At 61.4% G+C, this 19358-nt stretch carries 17 protein-coding genes and 1 pseudogene; 3 read left to right on the plus strand and 15 right to left on the minus strand.

Annotated elements, in window-relative coordinates:
• Positions 1 to 10 precede the first annotated feature (10 nt).
• The 14 genes and pseudogenes from BLV07_RS21365 to BLV07_RS21430 all read right to left on the minus strand — a co-directional run bounded on the left by BLV07_RS21365 (position 11) and on the right by BLV07_RS21430 (position 16413).
• Positions 11 to 1711, minus strand: coding sequence for an MFS transporter (locus BLV07_RS21365; protein WP_091889232.1), 1701 nt, complete (start codon positions 1709 to 1711; stop codon positions 11 to 13).
• On the minus strand, positions 1708 to 2715 hold the full coding sequence (locus BLV07_RS21370) for an HlyD family secretion protein (RefSeq protein WP_091889491.1): 1008 nt from the start codon (positions 2713 to 2715) through the stop codon (positions 1708 to 1710). The genes BLV07_RS21365 and BLV07_RS21370 overlap by 4 nt, the downstream gene beginning before the upstream one ends.
• A gap of 66 nt (positions 2716 to 2781) precedes the next feature.
• Positions 2782 to 3564 (minus strand): 3-hydroxybutyrate dehydrogenase, encoded by a 783-nt coding sequence (locus tag BLV07_RS21375; RefSeq protein WP_091889234.1) that lies wholly within the window; start codon positions 3562 to 3564, stop codon positions 2782 to 2784.
• 45 nt (positions 3565 to 3609) lie between these two features.
• Entirely contained in the window at positions 3610 to 4785 is a 1176-nt protein-coding gene (locus BLV07_RS21380; protein ID WP_176945676.1) for a DUF3734 domain-containing protein, read from the minus strand.
• A 32-nt stretch (positions 4786 to 4817) separates the two neighbouring features.
• Complete coding sequence (locus BLV07_RS21385) at positions 4818 to 5618, minus strand: acetoacetate decarboxylase (RefSeq protein WP_091889236.1); 801 nt, start codon at positions 5616 to 5618, stop codon at positions 4818 to 4820.
• A 74-nt stretch (positions 5619 to 5692) separates the two neighbouring features.
• Positions 5693 to 6901 (minus strand): NAD(P)/FAD-dependent oxidoreductase, encoded by a 1209-nt coding sequence (locus tag BLV07_RS21390; RefSeq protein WP_091889238.1) that lies wholly within the window; start codon positions 6899 to 6901, stop codon positions 5693 to 5695.
• Positions 6902 to 7018: 117 nt separating this feature from the next.
• Entirely contained in the window at positions 7019 to 7348 is a 330-nt protein-coding gene (locus tag BLV07_RS21395) for a hypothetical protein (RefSeq protein ID WP_091889495.1), read from the minus strand.
• A 143-nt stretch (positions 7349 to 7491) separates the two neighbouring features.
• Positions 7492 to 9274, minus strand: a pseudogene (locus tag BLV07_RS21400) (adenylate/guanylate cyclase domain-containing protein).
• A 353-nt stretch (positions 9275 to 9627) separates the two neighbouring features.
• Positions 9628 to 10581 (minus strand): helix-turn-helix transcriptional regulator, encoded by a 954-nt coding sequence (locus tag BLV07_RS21405; protein ID WP_091889240.1) that lies wholly within the window; start codon positions 10579 to 10581, stop codon positions 9628 to 9630.
• A gap of 53 nt (positions 10582 to 10634) precedes the next feature.
• A complete protein-coding gene (locus tag BLV07_RS21410) occupies positions 10635 to 11582 on the minus strand; it encodes a helix-turn-helix domain-containing protein (protein WP_091889242.1) in 948 nt (315 codons plus the stop codon).
• A 250-nt stretch (positions 11583 to 11832) separates the two neighbouring features.
• Positions 11833 to 13425, minus strand: coding sequence for a GAF domain-containing sensor histidine kinase (locus BLV07_RS21415; protein ID WP_176945677.1), 1593 nt, complete (start codon positions 13423 to 13425; stop codon positions 11833 to 11835).
• Between the two features lie 205 nt (positions 13426 to 13630).
• Positions 13631 to 14014: a response regulator transcription factor gene (locus tag BLV07_RS21420; protein WP_091889246.1), complete on the minus strand. Its 384-nt coding sequence runs from the start codon at positions 14012 to 14014 to the stop codon at positions 13631 to 13633.
• Between the two features lie 82 nt (positions 14015 to 14096).
• Complete coding sequence (locus tag BLV07_RS21425; RefSeq protein ID WP_091889497.1) at positions 14097 to 14801, minus strand: response regulator transcription factor; 705 nt, start codon at positions 14799 to 14801, stop codon at positions 14097 to 14099.
• Between the two features lie 115 nt (positions 14802 to 14916).
• Positions 14917 to 16413 carry a winged helix-turn-helix domain-containing protein gene (locus BLV07_RS21430; RefSeq protein ID WP_176945678.1) on the minus strand — a complete coding sequence of 499 codons (1497 nt, stop codon included), beginning with the start codon at positions 16411 to 16413 and terminating at the stop codon, positions 14917 to 14919.
• Positions 16414 to 16584: 171 nt separating this feature from the next.
• Here BLV07_RS21430 and BLV07_RS21435 point away from each other — a divergent pair, with 171 nt between their 5' ends.
• Together BLV07_RS21435 and BLV07_RS21440 are read left to right on the plus strand one after the other, a co-directional pair.
• Positions 16585 to 17082 carry a GNAT family N-acetyltransferase gene (locus BLV07_RS21435; protein WP_091889250.1) on the plus strand — a complete coding sequence of 166 codons (498 nt, stop codon included), beginning with the start codon at positions 16585 to 16587 and terminating at the stop codon, positions 17080 to 17082.
• Positions 17083 to 17454: 372 nt separating this feature from the next.
• A complete protein-coding gene (locus tag BLV07_RS21440; protein WP_143035460.1) occupies positions 17455 to 18033 on the plus strand; it encodes a hypothetical protein in 579 nt (192 codons plus the stop codon).
• Here the strand turns inward: BLV07_RS21440 and BLV07_RS21445 are convergent.
• On the minus strand, positions 17995 to 18822 hold the full coding sequence (locus tag BLV07_RS21445) for a sigma-70 family RNA polymerase sigma factor (protein ID WP_091889254.1): 828 nt from the start codon (positions 18820 to 18822) through the stop codon (positions 17995 to 17997). The two genes, BLV07_RS21440 and BLV07_RS21445, sit on opposite strands and share 39 nt — an antisense overlap.
• A 254-nt stretch (positions 18823 to 19076) precedes the next feature.
• Between BLV07_RS21445 and BLV07_RS21450 the strand changes: the two genes are divergently transcribed.
• Positions 19077 to 19346 carry a hypothetical protein gene (locus BLV07_RS21450; RefSeq protein WP_244551162.1) on the plus strand — a complete coding sequence of 90 codons (270 nt, stop codon included), beginning with the start codon at positions 19077 to 19079 and terminating at the stop codon, positions 19344 to 19346.
• Positions 19347 to 19358: the final 12 nt, after the last annotated feature.

Genomic DNA, 19358 nt, shown 5'->3' on the forward strand with positions numbered 1-19358 from the left:
GATTACCCCGCTATGCAGCGACGCTTTCCTGATCGCCAGCAGGATCTCGGGTGCGGGTGTTTGGCCTCAATTCAGCATTGTTCGATCGAGCGGAGTTCGGCATGGGATGTCTCATGTTTTGGCTTCTCAGCTTATGATGTTTCGTCGCGTATCGAGCCAATCCGATCTTGATCGTGACCAGCACAGGTGCGGCGATTACAAAAAGCAGGGCGACCGCGTTGAACGCCGTGTCGAAGGCGATCACGGTGGATTGTCCTGTGACGACCCGGCCCAGCAGGCTCGTGGCAGCCCGGCTGGCGGCAACCCCGTCCATTCCTCTTGCAGCGAGCATGGCTGTCGTCGTCGTCAGCCGCTCGATAACCGCGGGAACGCCAGTGGTGACGCTGGCGCCGAGCACTGCGACATTGGCGGTGACGTTATGGTCGATCAGGGTCTGCAATCCGGCGACTCCCATGAGGCCACCAAACTGGCGACCTGTATTGAAAAGACCTATGCCGGACGCGCGGTTGCGGTTGTTGAGGTTGCTGAAAGCGATCAGTGTGATCGACAGAAACAGGAAGCCGAGGCCCAGGCCCCGCAACAGGATGGCTGCCATCATGTCGTCCGCCCCGCTTTCGCTGGTCGAGCCGGACAGCATCCACATCGCCACCATGATCATCAGGATGCCGAAAGGCACGGTTGCGACCGGCGGCACGCGGCGGACCTGCATGAGGAAGGCCGCCAAGAGGAGCGTGCCGATGAAAAACGCGCCGCTTGGCAGCAAGAGTTGGCCGGCGTCGGTAGGCCTGAACGCGAGAACGGTCACGGCAAACGACGGAATAAGGTACGCGCTCCCGAACAGTGCGGCGCCGGCGACAAAGCTGACAATGAACGCGAAGCAAAAATCCTCCGATTTGAACAAGGTGAAATCGAGAAGGCCTCTGCCTTTGGCCATCACTTGTTGCCCGAGAAATGCCAGCAGAGTGGCTGCGCCGATTAACGTCAGCCACAGGATGCGAGGCTCTTCGAGCCAGAGCCACCGGCTGCCCTGGCTGAGGACATAGGCGAAGCAGAAAAGCGTGACCGAGATCAGCAAGAGGCCGATCCAGTCAAACGGACGGCGCACGGCCGTACCAGGCCACGGGCCGTCCGCGATCAACAGGAGTCCGGCGGCGGTTAGGGCCACCGGAACGACGCTGAAGAAAATCCATGTCCAGGACTGGCTGTCGACCAGCCATCCCTGGAGAGCCGGGGTGATCGTCGCGGGAGCGACGACCGACCCCATCGCAAATAGCGCTTGAAGAATCGGCTGGTGGGACCGCGGATAGGTGAGGAAAATGGTGGCTTGGCCCGCGACAAGCAAGGTGCCGCCGCAGAGACCTTGTATCATGCGGAGCGCGACCAGCAGGTCCAACCGAGCTGTGATGGCAGCGATGCCGCATGCCGTACCCATGACCAGCGTTGAACCGATGATCAAGCTGCGCGGATTGACTCGGGTCATCAGCCAAGGGGCGACCATGAAGCCGATTAGCTTCAGAGCGGTGTATCCGACGTCCAGCCAGGCGAACTCATCAGGCGTTGCATAGGTGTCCCCGATGATATCGTTGCGCCCGAGCGACAGGACGGTGCCGGCGATCGCCTCCGTCAACGTGGCAAGCACAATGCCTGCGACGAGAAGGGTTCCTGTCGCAGCACTGTCGCGGCTCGGCGTGGCGGCGATCGTCGTGGTCATGAGCCACTTCCCAGATTAATCTCGACACGCGCGGACAGACCGGGCACGAGACGGCCGGCCAATGGATTGCTGGCAAACCGGATCTTCACCGGGACGCGCTGAACCACGCGAATGAAGTTCCCTGTCGCATTGTCGGTGGGAAGAAGGCTGAAGGCAGACCCGCTGCCTGGCGCAAAGCTGTCCACCACGCCTTCAAGCGTCTGGTTCGGGTAGCCGTCGATCGTGATGTGGACACGCTGACCGGGCTGGATATGTTCGATCTGTGTTTCCTTGAAATTCGCCACGACCCAGACATCGTTGACCGGAACGATGTCAAGCAGGGAGGCGCCCGGCGCCACAAGCCGGCCAATACGGACCTGACGATTGCCGATAACGCCGCTGACCGGCGCGCGCACGACGGTGTGGTCGAGATCGATTTGGGCGAGATCGCGTGCGGCCTGTGCCTGCGCCACGGCGGCAACGGCAGCTTCGCGCTGACTGGCGAGGACGGCGATGCGTTGCTGCTGGGCCTCCACCGTTGCCGACGCCGCCGATACGCCCGCCTCGGCTCTCGATAGCGCCGCGTCGCTTTCATCGACCTGGGCCTGGCTGACAGCGCTGGTGCGGATGAGTTCGCGGCGGCGATCGGAGGCCTTGATCGCCAGGTTCATCTCGGCCACTGTCGAACGCCTCTGGGCTTCGGCCTGCCGGACCAGGGCATGCTGAAGTCGGGTCTCAGCGTCGACATTGGTGAGGCGAGCTTGCGCAGCCTCGACATTGGCCACTGCTTGCGCAAGCCGTGCGCGGTAGTCCCGATCGTCGATCCGGAACAGGATGTCACCCGCCCGGACGGTCTGGTTGTCCTCGACCTCGACGGTCATGACGTAGCCCGCAACCTTCGGCGCGAGCGAGGTCATGTCGCCGCGAATGTAGGCGTTATCGGTGAACGTCTCGTTTGAACGGGCATAGACCCAGCCCCCGGCCACGACGGCGACGGCGCCGAGGCATAGCACCAAGCCGACCATCTTTTTCTTGTTGAGATGCGCCACGACACTCTCCTGCAATTGACGCCTACGCCCATTCACTCGGGGTCACCGGGCGGTCCAGCCGCCATCTACAGAGATTGCGGTGCCCGTAATCTGGTCCGCCGCGGCGGAGCACAGGAACGCGACTGTGCCGCCAAGCTGCTCCGGGGAGGCAAAATCCAGAGACGGCTGTTTTTCGGACAGGAGCTCCTCGGCGGCTTCCTTTTGACTGATGCCGCGTTGCGCCGCGATGTCGCTGATCTGCTTTTCGACCAGCGGCGTTCGCACCCAGCCGGGACAGACCGCATTGCAGGTCACGCCGCTTCCGGCGGTCTCGAGGCCAACCACCTTGGTCAGGCCGACCAGCCCGTGCTTGGCCGCGACATAGGCGGCCTTGTGGATTGAAGCGACAAGGCCGTGCGCGGAGGCGATGTTGACGATCCGCCCCCAGCGTTGCGTTTTCATCCGCGGCAACGCCGCCGCGATACCGTGAAACGCGGCCGACAGATTGATGCCGAGGATTGCGTCCCACTTGGCCGCGGGGAATTCTTCCACCGGCGCCGTGAACTGGATGCCGGCATTGTTCACCAGGATGTCGAGGCGTCCGAATTTCTCGATCGTCGCGGCGATCAACCCGCGTACGGCGTCTCCCTTCGACATGTCGGCGCCGTCATAGACGGCGCGCACGCCGTGGTCGCGTTCGATGCCCTTGCGAATCGCCTCGATCTCGCCGGCATCGCCGAAGCCGTTCAACACCAGATCGGCGCCAAGCCTTGCCAGTTCTCTGGCGATCCCCAGCCCAATGCCGCTGGTCGATCCGGTGACGATCGCTACCTTGTCCTTCAACATGAGAATTCCTTTCGATGCTTTGAGAGATGAAACTCTGCCGGGAGCTCAATCGCGGCGATGAACGTCATGGGTGATGATGCCGAGCTCCGGTGACGGCGGGTCCAGACGGCTTGGATCCGCCAATGTGCGGCGGATATCATCGAGCCCGCTCTGCCAATGTGCGCGCATCGCGCTCAGTCCGAATTCGTAGTCCCTGGAATGACCCTCGTGGATCTTGGTCTGATAGATCAGGTGGACGATGTTGTAGGAGCGATGGCGGGCCATCTCCGCGATCGCGCGGATCTCAGGATCGTCCTTGGCGCTTTCCGGCAGCTTCGCAATTGTCCGCTGCAACGCCTGGCGCATCTTCTGCATCCGCAGCGCCTGGTCCGTGACGGCGCGTGTGCGGCTCGAATACTGGATGTCCTTCTGCCGGCTCGACACTTCCATCATGTCGTAGGGAACGCGGCCCCTGGCCGACCAGAGATCGATCTGGAATGTCAGCGTGTCACACGGCTCGCCAGACAACACGCGGGAAAGAGGCGTATTGGACACCACGCCGCCATCCCAGTAGTGCTCGCCTTCAATTTCGACGGCGGGGAATCCCGGCGGCAGCGCGCCGGAGGCCATAAAATGCTTCGGCCCCAGCCGGCGCTCGGCGGTGTCGAAATAGGTCAAATTGCCGGTGCGGACGTTGACCGCGCCGACGCTCACGCGCACCTCACCCGAGTTCAACCGATCGAAGTCGACGAGCCGCTCTAGCGTCTGGTGTAGTGGTGCCGTGTCGTAGAAGCTGGTCGCGGCATCGCCCGAGAACGGCGACCAGAGCGGCGACGGGAAGCGCGGCTTGAAGAAACCGGGCTGACCCTGGACCAGGGCCCTCGTCGCCGCCATCGCGTTGCGCACCGATTTGATATCGAACGCAAAGGGCAAGGCATTGGCCAACCCTTCGCCGGCGGGCCACTCGATCGAACGGGCACAGATGGTCTCCCAGAACTCGCGCAGCCGTGCCACGCGTTCGGCTTCAGGCGAGCCGGCGACGATGGCGGCGTTGAGTGCGCCGATCGAAATGCCGGCCAGCCAGTTCGGCCGGATACCGGCCTCGTGCAGGCCCTCGTAGACGCCGGCCTGATAGGCCCCCAGTGCTCCGCCCCCCTGCAACACCAGGGCGACGACATCGTATGGCAGCGGCTTGGTCTGCTGCGCAACAGAACTGGATTGCTCGCGCATCACGTTCAACATTTTTGAAACTCCGATATTTTGAATGATCTCGATCAACCCGCATTCGTCTCGGCCAGGATTCCGGACCGCGACCCGTGGCGCCGTACCGTCTCGCCCGGGGCCAGATAATCGTGGACCACGGTGCCAAGTCCGAGGGTGAGGTCGGCGACGATGTGCTTGGCCGACAGGACCTGAAGCACCGGCAGCTCGGCGACGGGAGCCAGGGCATGCGAGCACAGATCCAGCGCAGCCGGACCGGTCCAGGCGCCTTTCACGGTGATGTCTTCGAGGTGGTAGCGCACGAGTTCGCAGATGCGCGCCGTGCCGTCGACATGCGGGATGATCTTGAGCAGGAAGTTGGGCGCCGCAAGCTTCCTGGCTTCGACGGCCGCCTCGAGCGTGCGGTGCTTGTAGCCCATGGTACCGGTGGCAACGCGAACCGAGCCGTAGTTCAAGGTACCGACCAGGGTGTCGATCTCGACGGCGAGCTTCGGCTGCGCCAGCTTCTTGGGAAAGCCCCAGATTTCACGCCCGCCTGCAATGGGCGGATGATCGTTGAGGAACATCTGGTGGGTGAAGCTGCCGGCCTCGCCCTGGTAGGACACCGGAATGACCTGACCGCTTTCGGTGTAGTCGCCGAAGCCGGTTGAATCGGGCATCCGGATGAACTCGTAGTTCACCACTGGATCGGTAAGCTCGAGCGGTGCCGGCACAATCCGCCGCAGCGCCTCGGGATCCGTCCGATACTGGATGATGAAGTACTCGCGGTTGATGAAGCGGTAGGGGCCGGGTGGAAACGCCGGGTTGGTCAACGGCATGGCGAACGCAGTCGCGCGCAAGGTCTCTTGTTTCATCGTGGTGAGCTCCAGGTTGGTCGATGGTGAGCGAGCCGCGCTGCCGGATGAGAAGCGCGGCTCATCTGCGAGAGTCACTGCACGTCAGTGACATGCTCTGGATTGGCCGACGCCAGCGCAGCAGCACGCTCGGCCCGCGGTGGATAGATCCACACAGTGTTGATCTCCTGCTTGGTCTTCTTCGCGACGTCGCCGACCATCTCGACCTTCCGCTCCCAGCCGCGCGTGAACAGCGCGCCGGCTTCTCCGAGATCGAGACAGGTGACGTAGGCCTTCTGGTGATACGGCTTGGTCGCGACACCGAGGAGCTCGGCGGCGGCATTGTTTCCGGCAAAGGCTCCCATCCGCGTGGCGTGCTGGCACGACATCAGCGCATAATTGCCGATATCGTCGCATGCCGCGCGAGCGGCATCGCCGGTGGCAAAGACGCCTGGTACCGAAGGCACGCGCAAATCGCGGTCGACAAGCAGCCGGCCGAAATTGTCGCGCTCGGCGGGGATCTGCTGGGTCAGCGGGGCGGCGCGAAAGCCTGCTGCCCAGATCACGGTCTCGGCTTCGATCCGTTCGCCGTCGGAAAGCGTGATGCCGGATTTGTCCAGTGCTGCGACGCCGGCACCGAGCCGGGTCTCCACGCCGAGCTCGCGCAGTGCGTTCTCAATGACGGGCCGGGGACCTTCGCCCATATCGGGCGCGATCGCACTGTTTCGATCGACGATAACGACGCGCGGCTTGGCATCCTTGCCAAGGATCGCACGAAGCCGCGCGGGCATCTCCGTCGCCACCTCGATGCCGGTGAACCCGCCGCCGGTAACGACGACCGTGTCGCGCCCATTCCTTGCCGGCCGATCGGCCAGACTGTGAATGTGCCGGTCGAGGGCAATCGCGTCGTCGAGATTGTCGACGCTGAACCCGTGCTCGGCGAGGCCGGGAATGTTCGGCCGGAATAACCGGCTACCGGTAGCGACGACCAGCCGATCGTAAGAGAGCGTCTTTCGCGCACCCTTGGCGGCAACGATATCCACGGTGCGGGCTTTGGCGTCGATCATCTCGGCGCTGCCTTGTACGTAGACAACGTCGATGGCTTTGAGGACATCCAGAAGAGGTGCGGTCAGGGTCTCAGGCTTCGGTTCGTAGAGCCGCGGGCGAATGACCAGCGTCGGCTCTGGCGCAACCAGCGCGATCTCGAGCTCCTCGGGCGAAACGCCCTGGATGTCGCGCAGGCGGGCAGCAGAAAGTGCGGCATACATGCCGGCGAAGCCAGCGCCTATGATAACTATTCGCATGTGATTGCTCCTATGGTTTGGGGGTAATACGCACGTCATCGCCGCCGCTTCTGATTCGCGGAAACTTTCTTGCGGTCGACGACGGCGCGAATGTGTGAGACGAAGACCGTCGGACGCTTACGGAAGGCAGTTCGGCATTGACGACGTCGGCACGGGGCCTTCACACGCCGCGCGGCAGCCCGTGGAAGGCAGCCGCCAGTCGCGGCGAAAGGTAACGAGCTGAGCTGGGCTCGGGCTCCAGTCGTGCTGGGGGAGCTGGGCACCAGCCGTGGCCATGATGGAAATTACGGGATTGGTCCCTTGCATGGACTGCGCCGGAATTTCCACCTCCTCCCTCGTCGCTGAAGTGAAGCGAATACCCAGCGAAAGTCCGTAAACGAGTGCGGTCGCGGGGCCTTTCCGTCGTGACGTGATTAGAAGCCGGTTGACGAAGTTCTTCCAGATCATGTTGGTCTCCGTCCGTTGGGGCGTGGGCGCGCTCATGATCTAGCGAACCGGAGCTCCAACTGCGCCAGAGCGATTGCTGGACCTGTAGAGCGATTGCGGCTACTGCGGCGTCGTCGCCAATCGCTTAAATCCAGCTTTGCCGCTCACTCGGGAAGTCCAGCCTTTTTCAGGCCATCGGCGAACGTCGCGAGATCCTTCGGCCGGCGGATGGGGGAGCCAATCCGCAAGATTCGAGAGGCGCAACGTGGGATCAAGCTGGCGCAATTGATTCATTGCTCGCTGGGCCTCGTCCTGATGGCCCGCAAGCGCTTGGCTCGCCGCGACGATGCCGACGACCATCAGGAAGCTCGGCAAATGCCGGAATGCCTTCTCTGCCAATGAAGACGCAGTATCGAAACGTCCGGCGAACAGATGCGCCATCGCCATTCCCGCCTGCATTCGATACATTTCGGGGTCGAGGGGGCTCAAACGCATTGCGCGCTCGAAGTACTCCGTGGCGCCATCCGGTTCGCCGTTCCAGACTCTCAAGAACCCGCCGAGGAACCAAGCAGACGCGAGGTTCGGATTGAGAACGAGCGCCTTGTCGGTCAGGTCGATGCTGCCGACGAGGTCACCAGCGAGATGGCCGAGCGCATGGCCGCTTCGCGTAAGTGCGACGGCATCGTCTTCACCCAGTTCGACGGCCCGACGGGCCAATCGGACCCCCTCTGTGATCTCCTGCAATCGATCGGTCATCCAGCCGTTGACTTTGCGCCAGAAATGGCACCACGCCGCCATCGCGTAGGCTGACGCGAAATCCGGATCGATCTGTAGCGCCTGATAGAATTGGCTCAGCGCCTCGTCGGTTGCATCCCTGGTTCCCCGATTCAAGTTCGCCCGTCCACGCAGGTAGTAGTCGTAGGCGTCGAGATTGTCGGTCGGCTTGTGTTTTGCCCGCTCGATCTCGGCCTGCTCCAGCTTCGGTGCGATTTCGCCCACGACGCGCGCCGTGACCTGGTCCTGCAAGTCGAAGATGTCTTCCAGGCCACCGTCAAAACGCTCCGCCCAGAGATGCACCCCCGTCGGGGCATCGATGAGTTGTGCCGTTATACGAATACGGTTCGCCGCCTTGCGCACGCTCCCTTCAAGGACATAGCGCACGCCCAAGTCACGGCTTACTTGCTTCACGTCGACAGCCCGGCCGTTGTAGACGAATGACGAATTGCGAGCGATCACGAAAAGCTGACGAAATCGCGACAACGCCGTGATGATGTCTTCGACGATGCCATCGGCAAAGTACTCCTGCTCAGGATCACCGCTCATATTTTGAAACGGCAAGACCGCAATCGATGGCTTGTCGGGCAATGACAATCCGGGCGCGACCAGTGTCGCAGCTCCCCTCAACACAGTTGTCTTTGCGGCATCTCCGAACAGAAGCGAGTAAATACGCATCGGCTCGGCGATGTTCTTGAGCTTGGTCTCACCAAGATCGCTGATTGCAAGATCGAACCGCGATTTCACCTGCCGGTAGGCATCTTCCGAAAGACATATGGCTCCAGGTTGAGCAACACCCTCCAGGCGCGCCGCGATGTTGACCCCGTCACCCATCAGGTCACCGTCACTTTCCTCGACAACATCGCCGAGATGAATTCCAATGCGAAATTCAATGCGCCGCTCCGGCGGCAGACCGGCATTGCGCTCAGTCATTGAGTTCTGAATCTCGATGCCGCAACGGACCGCTTCGACGACACTCCGAAATTCCACAAGGGCTCCATCGCCGGTCCGCTTCACGACGCGTCCGCCGTGGATGGCGATCGTCGGATCGATCAGGTCGCTTCGAAGTGCGCGCAGCCTCGCCAACGTGCGATCCTCGTCCGCTCCGGTCATTCGACTGAACCCGACGACGTCCGCTGCGAATATCACAGCAAGCTTTCTAGACTCAGTCATCCCGACGCCTCAGAATAAAGTATATTTCAGGGTTGCGCTCGATCGGCGAAAGGCGCCGAGCGCTCTATGGCTGAGACGAACAATTCAGCATTGACGACGTTTGCACGACGCTTTCACTGCCGCGCGGCAGCCAGCCGTCGCCCGCTCCGGAGATGAAGCGAACGGTCAACGACGTTCCGTATACGTCTGCGGTCGTGACGACTCTCCGTCGCGGTGGAATTGCAAGGGGGCTGACGCCGTTCTTCGAAACCATCGTTGTCTCCGTGGATCGTAGTCGTGGACACAGCGATGATCTAGCGAACCAGGCTTGCAACTGCCCCAGAGCGATTGACACGATTGCAGAGCGATTGCTGCTACCGCATTCGTCGCCGCCAATCACTCGGGGTCTCGCCGGTCAGCTTCCTGAACGCCGCGGCGAAAGCGGTTTGCGAGGAATAGCCAAGCGCGGCTGCGACCGACACGATCGATTCGTTGCTGTCACGCAGCATGTTCATGGCCTGCTCGAGCCGGTGTTGGCGCAGCCAGGCATGAGGTGAAAGCCCAGTGCTCTCCTTGAAGGCACGGCAGAAGTGGAAGCGCGACAGACCGGCTTCCGAAGCGAGCGCTGCGAGCGAGACATCCGCATCGCTGTCTGAATGCAGACGCTCGATGGCGCGGCGCAGCGCTGTTGGCGACAAACCGCCGATGACAGGCTGTGTCGCGACAGGTGAACCCGCATGCGCGGCCAGCAGGCGTGTCGCCAGCAGATCTGTCAATTGCTGCCTGAACAGCGCATCCAGCGCGGCACTGCCTTCAAGTACATCTGCCGCGCTCAGGAGCAGGCGGGATGTAATGGGATCGGGATGCGCCGATCGATCCATCAGATCGGCTGCGGAAGCGGTGCCGGCTTCCAGCGCAACGCGCTCGAGCGTTGTCTGTGGAAGATAGAGGTGGATCACGTTCAAGGATTCAGGAATGTCCCAGCGCGACGTCGATCCGGCCGGGATGACCGTCACAGTGCCGGGACGCGCCGTTCCGATCACGACCGATTTCCCGGTGCGCCGCTCGAAGCGTAGCGAGCCCGAGGGGAAGGTCATGAGGACGTGGTCGGCCATCGGCGCGACGACGTCGTGCAGCGCGGCATGTTTCCAATACGCGATCACGCCGCTCGAGGGATCAGAGGCCATGTGAACTGGCGCGATCTTGAGCACGCGCGCCATTTCCGCATCGGCGCGAGGGGCCTCGCCCGTCGGCACGTCGCGCGGGTTCGCCTCGGAAGTATCCGGCTGGTCCTGCGAAGGATCGCGCAGGATTGGCTTGGAGCTCATGGACGTGTCCTCGCTGTGGGGAGAAGCTTCGCCTACCGGTAGAACGATTGCGGTTACTGCAGGCGTCTCCGCCAATCGCTCGGGGTTTCGCCGGTCATTTTCCTGAACGCCGCAGCGAAGGCAGTCTGGGAGGAATAACCAAGCGCGGCTGCGACCGAGACGACCGACGCGTGCGTATCCCGCAACATGTTCATGGCCTGCTCGAGCCGGTGCTGGCGCAGCCAGGCATGCGGTGAAAGCCCGGTGCTTTCCTTGAAGGCGCGACAGAAGTGGAAGCGCGACAGGCCGGCATCCGAAGCGAGAGCCGCGAGGGAGACGTCGGCATCGCTGTCGGAGCGCAAGCGTCCGATGGCACGGAGCAGGACCTTCGGCGACAGCCCACCCATGGTCGGCTGGAACGCGATTGGCGAGCCGGTGTGCGCAGCCAGGACGCGTGTGGCCAGGAGTTCCGTTACCTGCTGCCTGAACAGTGTATCCAGGGGGCCATTGCCCTCCAGAACGTCGGCCGCGCTCAAGAGCAATCGGGATGTAATGGGGTCGGGATGCGCCGTTCGCACCAGGAGATCGGTCGGTGTGGGGGTCTCGGCGTCGTCGGCAACGCGCTGCAGCATTGCAGGGGGAAGATAGAGCTGAACGACATCAACAGGTCTCGGAATATCGTATCGGGCGCTCAATCCTGCCGGAATGATGACAACAACGCCATGACGACATGTTCCGACCTCAACCGATCTTCCTGACCGCCGCTCCATGCGCTGTACCACGCCGTTGTAAGCCATGATGACGTGGTGGCTCATGGGCTCGACGACGTCGTGCAATGGTCCATGTTTCCAGTGGGCGATCCCGGCACCGGAGGCGTCCAACACCATGCGAAATGGTGTGGTCCCGAGCACGCGTGCCATCTCCGCATCGGGACGCCCCTCGGCAACGGGCACGTTGCTCTGGCGCGCCTCAGATGCGGCGGGCTGACCTTCCGAACAATCGTGCATGGCTTGCTTGCTCATCGACTTGTGCTCGCGTTGTGTCGCCCGGCGTCAGAACCAATGAAGCGCGACATTGCTGCCTCTGTGCTTCAACAATGACGGCAATTGCCCGCTGACGGAATCGTGCAGCAGTTCTGGTCTGGCAGGTTCGGCAGGTAGATTGACCTGTACCTTGGGATAGTACCGGCTGGGGGCGTCATCACGTACAACCGCGTGAGCGAAGCGGGAGCTGTGAATAAGATTGCGCGAGGTTTGGAGGATCAATCCAGGATCAGTCCTGGCAGTCCGCATTGATAGGAACTGTGAACTGAAACGCCGCACCTCGTGGTACGTTTGTGGTGGCCCACAATCGTCCTCCGTGATCCTCAACGATCGAACGGCAGACGGATAGTCCCATCCCCAGGCCGCTCGACTTCGTCGTATAAAACGCCTCGAACACTTGCTCGATAGCGTCTTCTGACAGGCCCGGGCCAGAGTCTCGCACCGAAACGAGAACGCAGTCAGCTTCAGCCTGGGTGCTGATTAGTAGTTCCCGACGATCATCGCTCATTTGGCTCATCGCCTCGACGGCATTGACGATCAAGTTCAGCATCACCTGTTGAATCTGGACCCGACTGCCTTGAATGACAGGCAAGTCCTCCGCCAGCTGAGTCCGCACTTGAACGTCGTTTTTCGAAGCTTCCCCGCGCGTCAATCCGATAACGCCCGAAATGGCGTCATTAATCTCCAAGCGGTCCTTTTGCACGGGCTCCTTCCTGACCAACGCGTGCGTCCGGTCGACAACTTCACTGACGCGCATGCCGTTCAGTACAGCTCGGTCTATTGCCTTTTTCGCCCTCTCAACATCTGGCTGCTGGCGGGTGAGAAAGCGCTGAGCGGTTTGGGTATTGAGGAGCGCGGCCGTGATCGGCTGCTTGACTTCATGCGTTATAGACGCCGCAAGTTGGCCCAATGTTGCCAGCCGATTGGCATGGGCCAGTTCCATCTGCATGTTGCGGAATCGCCGCTCGCTCTCACGCGCTTCTGTTTCTGCCCGCTTGCGCTCGGTTAAGTCGAGCACAAACGCGACACCTTGGCCCTCTGTCCCTTCAAGGCTCGCGATGCCGACCAACACTGGAACACGGCTGCCATCCTTGCGGATGTACTCCTTTTCGAAGGGTTGCGCGGCTCGCTTGTTCTTCAGCTCGGATAACGCCTGTGCATTGCGGACGCGCCATTCAGGGGGCGTCATGTCCGCCCAGCTCACTCGACCGCACAGGACATCGTTCTGATCATATCCAACTATGCGGAGAAACTCATTATTGGCATCGAGAATCTGGCCCTCCATATTCCAGATGACGATGCCGATGATGTTGGCATCGACGAGGCGGCGAATTTTCGCCTCACGTTGTTCAATCTCTCGCTGCATGCTTGCAATGGACCTCAAGTCCGCCTGCAACACGTCACGCCACTGCAACAGCAGTCTGAGATAGAGCTCGCTGTATTCGTTGCTTTTCTTGTCGAGAACACAAATCGTTCCAAATATCTCGCCATCGGGCCAACTGATCGGCACGCCGAGGTAAGAGATCATGCCTAGTTTGACGTCAGGGTTCGATTTCCACGCCTCATCTTGCAGAGCGTCCGGGACAATCAATGGTCGGCGAGTGCTCATTACAGTCTCACAATACAGCCCTGTATTGAGACATGCGACTTCGCCCGGCTCGTAAGGATTTTCATTAGACTCGCTGGAAACGAAGACTTTGATGTTTGGCGGCTCTGCCCTCATGATCAAGGCGGAGGGAACATTTAGAATATCGGCCAGAAGATCTACGATCTCCTGCCATTTCCGCATGATGTCCGCGGGTACTTGCACACTGTTGGGCATGTCAGTCCATCCCGACACTGGTGTCCGTGGCGCGCAAGTCATCCGAACGTGATCCTATCGACTGTGATGTATAGCCAACGAGTTACGCTCTCGGATGCGAAATCCGACAGCTCCATTCCCGGCAGAGACGCCGACAGCGCTTCACGTCCGCCTGTTACCGCCTTCCGGACGGGGCTCGCCATGGGAAAGCCTCTCTCACTCGGCGTCAGATGGAAAGCCAATTCAGCCTCAGGGCGGACTGCAGATGCCGAAGCAGCGCTTCGGCTTCTATCGGCTTGGTCAGACAGGCATAGGCACCATATCGCATGGCGCGCGACCAGGTCGCCGGATTGGTGTCGGCCGTGATGACGATCACCGGCATCGCGGAACCAATGCTCCGCAGGTGCTGCAGCAGGTCGAGCCCGCTCTGGCCCGGCATGCCCACATCGGTAATCAGGCAATCGAAACTGCCCGCAACGTACTCCGCCATGAAGGCCTCCGCTCGATCGAAAGTGCCACACGATAGATCCAGCACCAGAAAGAGGTCGGAGAGAGCCTCTCGCACAGCTTCGTCGTCCTCGACGATCGCGACTATGGGAGCCTTGGACAAGCCGGTGACCTTCGCTAGCGTGGCCGGATAGCCACCGCCGCATCTGGCCCTTTGCTGGCCCGGATTGTAACCATCCTTTGGTCTAGGGTGATCCTTCTCGAATTCCCGCAGGCAACAGTTCCCAGACGCGAATGAGCTGACCAACGGACGTCGCCTGCATCTTCTTCGTCACGTTGCCGCGGTGCAGCTTGACGGTGATCTCGCTGATGCCGAGATCGAACGCGATCTGCTTGTTGAGGCGACCCTTGACCACTTCGCGCAGGACTTCGCGTTCGCGCGGCGTCAGCTTGGCGTAGCGGTCGACGTGTTGCTTGGTGCGCCGGGCCGCAGCCCTGTGCGCAACATCCTTCTCGATCCCGGCCGCGACCGCGTCAAGAAGCGTCTGATCTCTCACGGGCTTTGTCAGGAAATCTGCGGCTCCCGCTTTCATCGCCTGAACAGACATTGCGATGTCGCCATGACCAGTGAGAAAAATGATCGGCCTCGTATTGCCAGTCGCGGCGAGGCGCTGCTGGAGATCCAGGCCGCTTGCTCGCGGCATGCGCACATCGAGGATCAGGCATCCCGGCCGTTCCGGAAGATCGGCGCTCAGTAACTCTTGAGTCGATCCAAAGCAACAAGCGTCGATTCCGACCGACAGCAGAAGTTCGCGAAGCGCGGACCGGATCTCCTCGTCATCGTCCACGATCAGAACGAGCGGGAGATCGGTTTCGAGATCGGCCTTTGCTTGGCGAGGCACCGCCGCGGTCGACCACGCGGACGAAGCGGTAAGTGCATTTGTCTGCATCGACATCGGCATTGATCCTTAGCGCTGGACGTGCCCGACGTTCTACCGGGGAAGTCCCGCCAAGGTCGTTGGCGGGCTTCCTAAATCTTGCTAATCGCCCGACCTGCCTGTCGCATCAGCGCTCCGCGACCCCGATCAGACGCAGGCCGTGGTAGTGGCGCTCGTGCCCGGCGAGGTAGGTGGGATTGTCGGAGAAAACCCGCGCGCGCAGACTATCGATCGTGAGGCGGTAGCCCCCCATTGCCTCGCACCATGAGTCGAGCGACCTTCGTCCCTCCTCGATCCGGCCCGCAAGGGCAAGCGAGGCAGCGAGAAAGGTCGCACAATAGACCAAGCTGGGAGCAAGGTCGGTGGCTCGCATGAAATACGGAATTGCGAGCTCGTCGCGCCCATGCCAGAAGTCGTATTGGCCTAGGAAATGGTACCACAGGCCGACGCCGCGGTCGCGCGGACTAAGCGCAATCGCATGCTGGATTGGTGCCCGCATTTCCTCGAGACGGCCCATCAGGAAATGGACATGGCCTGTATAGGCCAGGGCCTCGGCGTCACACGGATCGAGCGACAAGGCCCGGCCGAAGGCGATCAGCGCCGCGTCGAAGCGACGCTGACACTCCCGCACATAGCCACGGCAAAACCAGGCTCGAGGCCAGTCCGGCGCTCGCGCGACCGCCCGCGTCGCCAGTTCATCGGCCTGCCGCAGCTCGTCACGATCCGCAAGATCACGACTTTGCGCGGTGGCCCTTATGTTCTCTGCGACAATCGTGTAGGCCGACCCCGCCAGAGCCGACGCGTTCGATGGATCGGCGAGGAGCGCGCGGTCGAACCATTGCCGTGCCTCGGCGAGATCCTGGGGGACCCACAGCTCGCGATTCAGGGCGCTCCAACCGCGCAAGGCGCTGTGCTGCGCGCCAGCAGTGTGCGCCGCCTCCTCGGATGAGCCCTGGGCGGCTTCCCGATCCACGAGCTCCATGATCACCGCGCGCGCCAGCCGGCCTGAAATCTCTCCCTCCATCGGGCTGAGGCCGATGTGCCGGTGCAGGAACCGATCCGCCCAGATGGTCGCTCCGGTGGCGGCATCATCGATCATGGCAATGACCTGGACCCCGCCCTCCACTGGCCGGATGGACGTCCGCAGGACATAGCGGGCGTCGCCCACCCCGATGACCGCCGCATCGGGCACGCGCGAGAGCTGCACCATGAGATGCCGCCTGACCTCGACTCCAAGCGATTGAGACTGCTCGTCGTCGAGCAGGCTTTGGACGGGTGGTATCAGAATGGAAATGCCGCGGGACTCTGGCTGCCTGCCGACGTGAGCCGTCGATCCGCTGGGCACGGTGCTCCCCTCGGCCTGCGCGGCCGCGACGGGCATGACGAAGCGATAACCGCGACCATGCTCGGTTCGAATGTAGTTGTCGGCCTCCCCCCCGTCGCGGAGCACGCGGCGAAGGGCCGCCATATGTACGGTGAGGTTATTCTCCGCGACGACCCGGTCGCCCCAGCCTGCGTGCAGCAGATCGTCCTTGGTGACGAGTTCGCCCGCCCGCTTTAGCAGGAGCAACAGGAGTTCCGTTGCCCGGGAGTTGAGCAGCACCAATTCGCCTTGCTTTTCCAAGCGGCGGCTCAGAGCGTGAAATGCGAAAGGCCCAAAGGCGAAACTGGAGGGTGCCTCCATGACTACCGAACTGATTAGCAGATTTTAGGAATTTATAGCAATGCATCACGGCTGCATCAACGGAAATCAGCGCCGGTGAGCTCGAACCCATCCCGAGACGGAGAGTGTAAGATGCGAATGGTCGAAAATGATGTGCGGATCAGGTCCATGGTGCGCCAAGACATGCCCGAGTTGCTGCGGCTGATGGAGGACATCGTCAAGTTCGAGCGCGGCACAGACTTCCGACTCACTGAGGCCGAACTGCTGCGCCGCGGCTTCGGCGAACGTCCTGAATTCGGCGCCTTCGTCGCCGACCGCGGCGACAGCATGCTCGCAGGCATGGCCGTGCACTACGAGATTCCCCTCATGCACACGCTGCGGCCGCTGCTCATGATGAAGTGGCTTTTCGTGGACCCGGATATGCGCGGCCTCGGGATCGGCCGACGACTAATGGGGCGCGTGGCCCGCCATGCCGTGGATACAGGGCACGAAAAGTTCTGCTGGTTCGTGCTGAAGGATAACGCACCAGCCCAGGCTTTCTACAAGGGCGTCGACGCGACCCCCGATCCGGACTGGGATCGCTGGCAATTGGGACCGGAGGCGATCGCCCACTTGGCCGCCGATGGCTAGGGCGTGAACTCATCAACGCTATGAGTACGAGCCCTAGTTCAGCGCATCGCAGGTTCGTGAGTTCGACTGCCGGCATCGGTTGAGAACTGCGACATCGTGGCATTGGGTGTGAGCGTTCAGTTCGTTCCAAGCGCCGTACGGGTCGGACCTCTTTCCTAAAGCTGTCATGCATTGTCGGATCCTGCTCCGAGCCCACCATCGTCGCCCGCAAACGCGCGCGTGCTGAGTGGCAGCTTTTGCCGGGTCGCATTTGCCGATGTGAAACACGCGCTCGTCGGAATTCTCGACAACCCGTTGATGGCAAAGGCCAACGGAATTGGCATGTCTGTTGCTGGTGAGACGAGCGTTTGCAATTGACAGTGGAGTTCGTGCATGAGCATCAGCAGTATAGCTAGCGGAAGCGCGGTGAGCTGGCCTTCTTCCGCCCGTCAGGCGAAATCTCCTTCGGCCGTCGGTGCACAAGCCGACGGTTCGAAGTTGGCAGCCGGCATGAGCGCCGATGCGCCTTACGATGCGATCAAGGTCGATCTGCCGAACGGCATGTCGATCGGAGTCGTCAGCTTCGGCAACGTGGGCTTCGATAGCGCCACTCTCAAGACCATTGAAGACTTCGTGCAGAGGCTGGCGAGCAAAGAGACCTCCGGGCATCAGGCGTCAGGTGCGGATGGAGCAGGTGCGATTTCTGATGCCGAAGACGGCGAGGCGCCGGGTGTCGCCGGGCTGGACAAGATACACGTGGATCTGCCGAACGGGATCTCGTTCGAGGTCCGTCATTCCTCCGGAGGTCGGTCAGCCGACGGCCCGGCCATCATGAAAGAGCTCACAGATACTGCCGCGGAGCTGGCCGACGTCTTTCGAACCTACTCGCCGGCTTCGAGGGCGGCGGCCGCCTATGCCTCCAGCCAAGCAGCGTTACCCAGCCGCGCAAATGAAGTTGACACTCGGACTTGAGAGGGCGCTCTTTGCAGTGAGCATCGGCGGAGATGGTCGATTGCGGTCGAAGTTGGCAGCCACAGAGTCGACCCCGGCACTGTCAAGTAAGCTTGCGAGCTGTCTGCGGGCGTAAAACATCCGTGTCTTGACGGTTCCACGGGGGATACCGAGAATTTCGCTGACTTCGGCGACTGATCGCTCGTGGTAGTAGACCAGGTCTATGATGATGCGGTGCGCTGGACACAGCTTGCCAATGCACGAACGCAACACGACCTTCGTCTTTGTTCGGTCGATCGTTGCCTCGGGCGACTCGGCTTCGTCGATGATTTCGGGCAACTCGACGTCATCGATCCTATCGTGCATGCGTTTCCGCAGATAACCCAGCGCCTTGAAACGGGCGATCGAAAGCAGCCAGGTCGACACTCGCGATCGACCTTCAAAGCTGCCGGCTGAGTGCCAGACATCAAGAAAGACCTGACTTGCCAGATCTTCCGCATTTTCCCGCCCGCGGACGAGCCCGCGAATGAATTTGAATACCTTTGCGCGATGGCGCACATAGAGAATATGCATTGCTGCGGTATCGCGTACCGCAATGCATTTGATGAGATCATCATCGGATGCTTGGCTCTGGCTATAGTAGCATGACGCTCTCGTGCGGTGAGACGGCGCATTGGTCTTCGTCGTTTCCTTGAAAATATGACCCTGGCCTAAACGATCCGCCTCGTCAGAGGGCCGGGATCGCGATCCCTCATTCACGAGGATATCAAGGGAGCCCCCAAATGCTCCATTAAACTGACTCGGCAACATTGCATCCTCCCATCCCGTTGGTCGGGTGCGCGACCATGCGTTGCAATGGCAGATCGGAGGTATCGCACGGGAAGGCTCAACTCCTAGTCCCTTGGTCTAGGTAAAGCTAAACCTTCGAAGACGAAATGATGCGCCGCTCAGGCTATCGCCCCGAAGATGGCAGCAATCGCTCTACAGGTACGGCAATCGCTCTGGCGCAGCCGCAACTCTTATTCGCTAGATCATCACGGTGCCCACATCCAACCGGATGGAGAATGAAGATGATCTTGGAAAGCATCGTCAGCCGCCATGCGATCGTGCCGGCTTCCGCGCGCTGGTTCGCGATGTCTGGTTTTGCCAGCAAGACGGCTGAGACAATCTCTGACTTCGCCAGCGTCGTCCACAACCTGGTTATGGATGTACGCGATTGCTACCGGCCCGAGCAGCACTACATGCGTGGCCCCGGCCCAAAATGGCGCGCCAAGCATCAGCCTTGGCTAACATGCGATCCTGCCACAAGCGATGGGCGCGAGCGCATCCGTTAGCAGCAATAGCTC

It is taken from the genome of Bradyrhizobium sp. Rc2d (assembly GCF_900099855.1).
Lineage (GTDB): Bacteria > Pseudomonadota > Alphaproteobacteria > Rhizobiales > Xanthobacteraceae > Bradyrhizobium.

Bases quoted from the DNA above. Each gene is read 5' to 3' on its own strand.
- BLV07_RS21405 (WP_091889240.1), bottom strand. From the start codon at position 10,581: ATGAGCTCCAAGCCAATCCTGCGCGATCCTTCGCAGGACCAGCCGGAT.
- BLV07_RS21370 (WP_091889491.1), bottom strand. From the start codon at position 2,715: ATGGTCGGCTTGGTGCTATGCCTCGGCGCCGTCGCCGTCGTGGCCGGG.
- BLV07_RS21390 (WP_091889238.1), bottom strand. From the start codon at position 6,901: ATGCGAATAGTTATCATAGGCGCTGGCTTCGCCGGCATGTATGCCGCA.
- BLV07_RS21435 (WP_091889250.1), top strand. From the start codon at position 16,585: ATGCGAATGGTCGAAAATGATGTGCGGATCAGGTCCATGGTGCGCCAA.
- BLV07_RS21410 (WP_091889242.1), bottom strand. From the start codon at position 11,582: ATGAGCAAGCAAGCCATGCACGATTGTTCGGAAGGTCAGCCCGCCGCA.
- BLV07_RS21450 (WP_244551162.1), top strand. From the start codon at position 19,077: ATGAAGATGATCTTGGAAAGCATCGTCAGCCGCCATGCGATCGTGCCG.
- BLV07_RS21375 (WP_091889234.1), bottom strand. From the start codon at position 3,564: ATGTTGAAGGACAAGGTAGCGATCGTCACCGGATCGACCAGCGGCATT.
- BLV07_RS21445 (WP_091889254.1), bottom strand. From the start codon at position 18,822: ATGTTGCCGAGTCAGTTTAATGGAGCATTTGGGGGCTCCCTTGATATC.
- BLV07_RS21440 (WP_143035460.1), top strand. From the start codon at position 17,455: ATGAGCATCAGCAGTATAGCTAGCGGAAGCGCGGTGAGCTGGCCTTCT.
- BLV07_RS21365 (WP_091889232.1), bottom strand. From the start codon at position 1,711: ATGACCACGACGATCGCCGCCACGCCGAGCCGCGACAGTGCTGCGACA.
- BLV07_RS21380 (WP_176945676.1), bottom strand. From the start codon at position 4,785: ATGTTGAACGTGATGCGCGAGCAATCCAGTTCTGTTGCGCAGCAGACC.
- BLV07_RS21385 (WP_091889236.1), bottom strand. From the start codon at position 5,618: ATGAAACAAGAGACCTTGCGCGCGACTGCGTTCGCCATGCCGTTGACC.
- BLV07_RS21395 (WP_091889495.1), bottom strand. From the start codon at position 7,348: ATGATCTGGAAGAACTTCGTCAACCGGCTTCTAATCACGTCACGACGG.
- BLV07_RS21425 (WP_091889497.1), bottom strand. From the start codon at position 14,801: ATGCAGACAAATGCACTTACCGCTTCGTCCGCGTGGTCGACCGCGGCG.
- BLV07_RS21415 (WP_176945677.1), bottom strand. From the start codon at position 13,425: ATGCCCAACAGTGTGCAAGTACCCGCGGACATCATGCGGAAATGGCAG.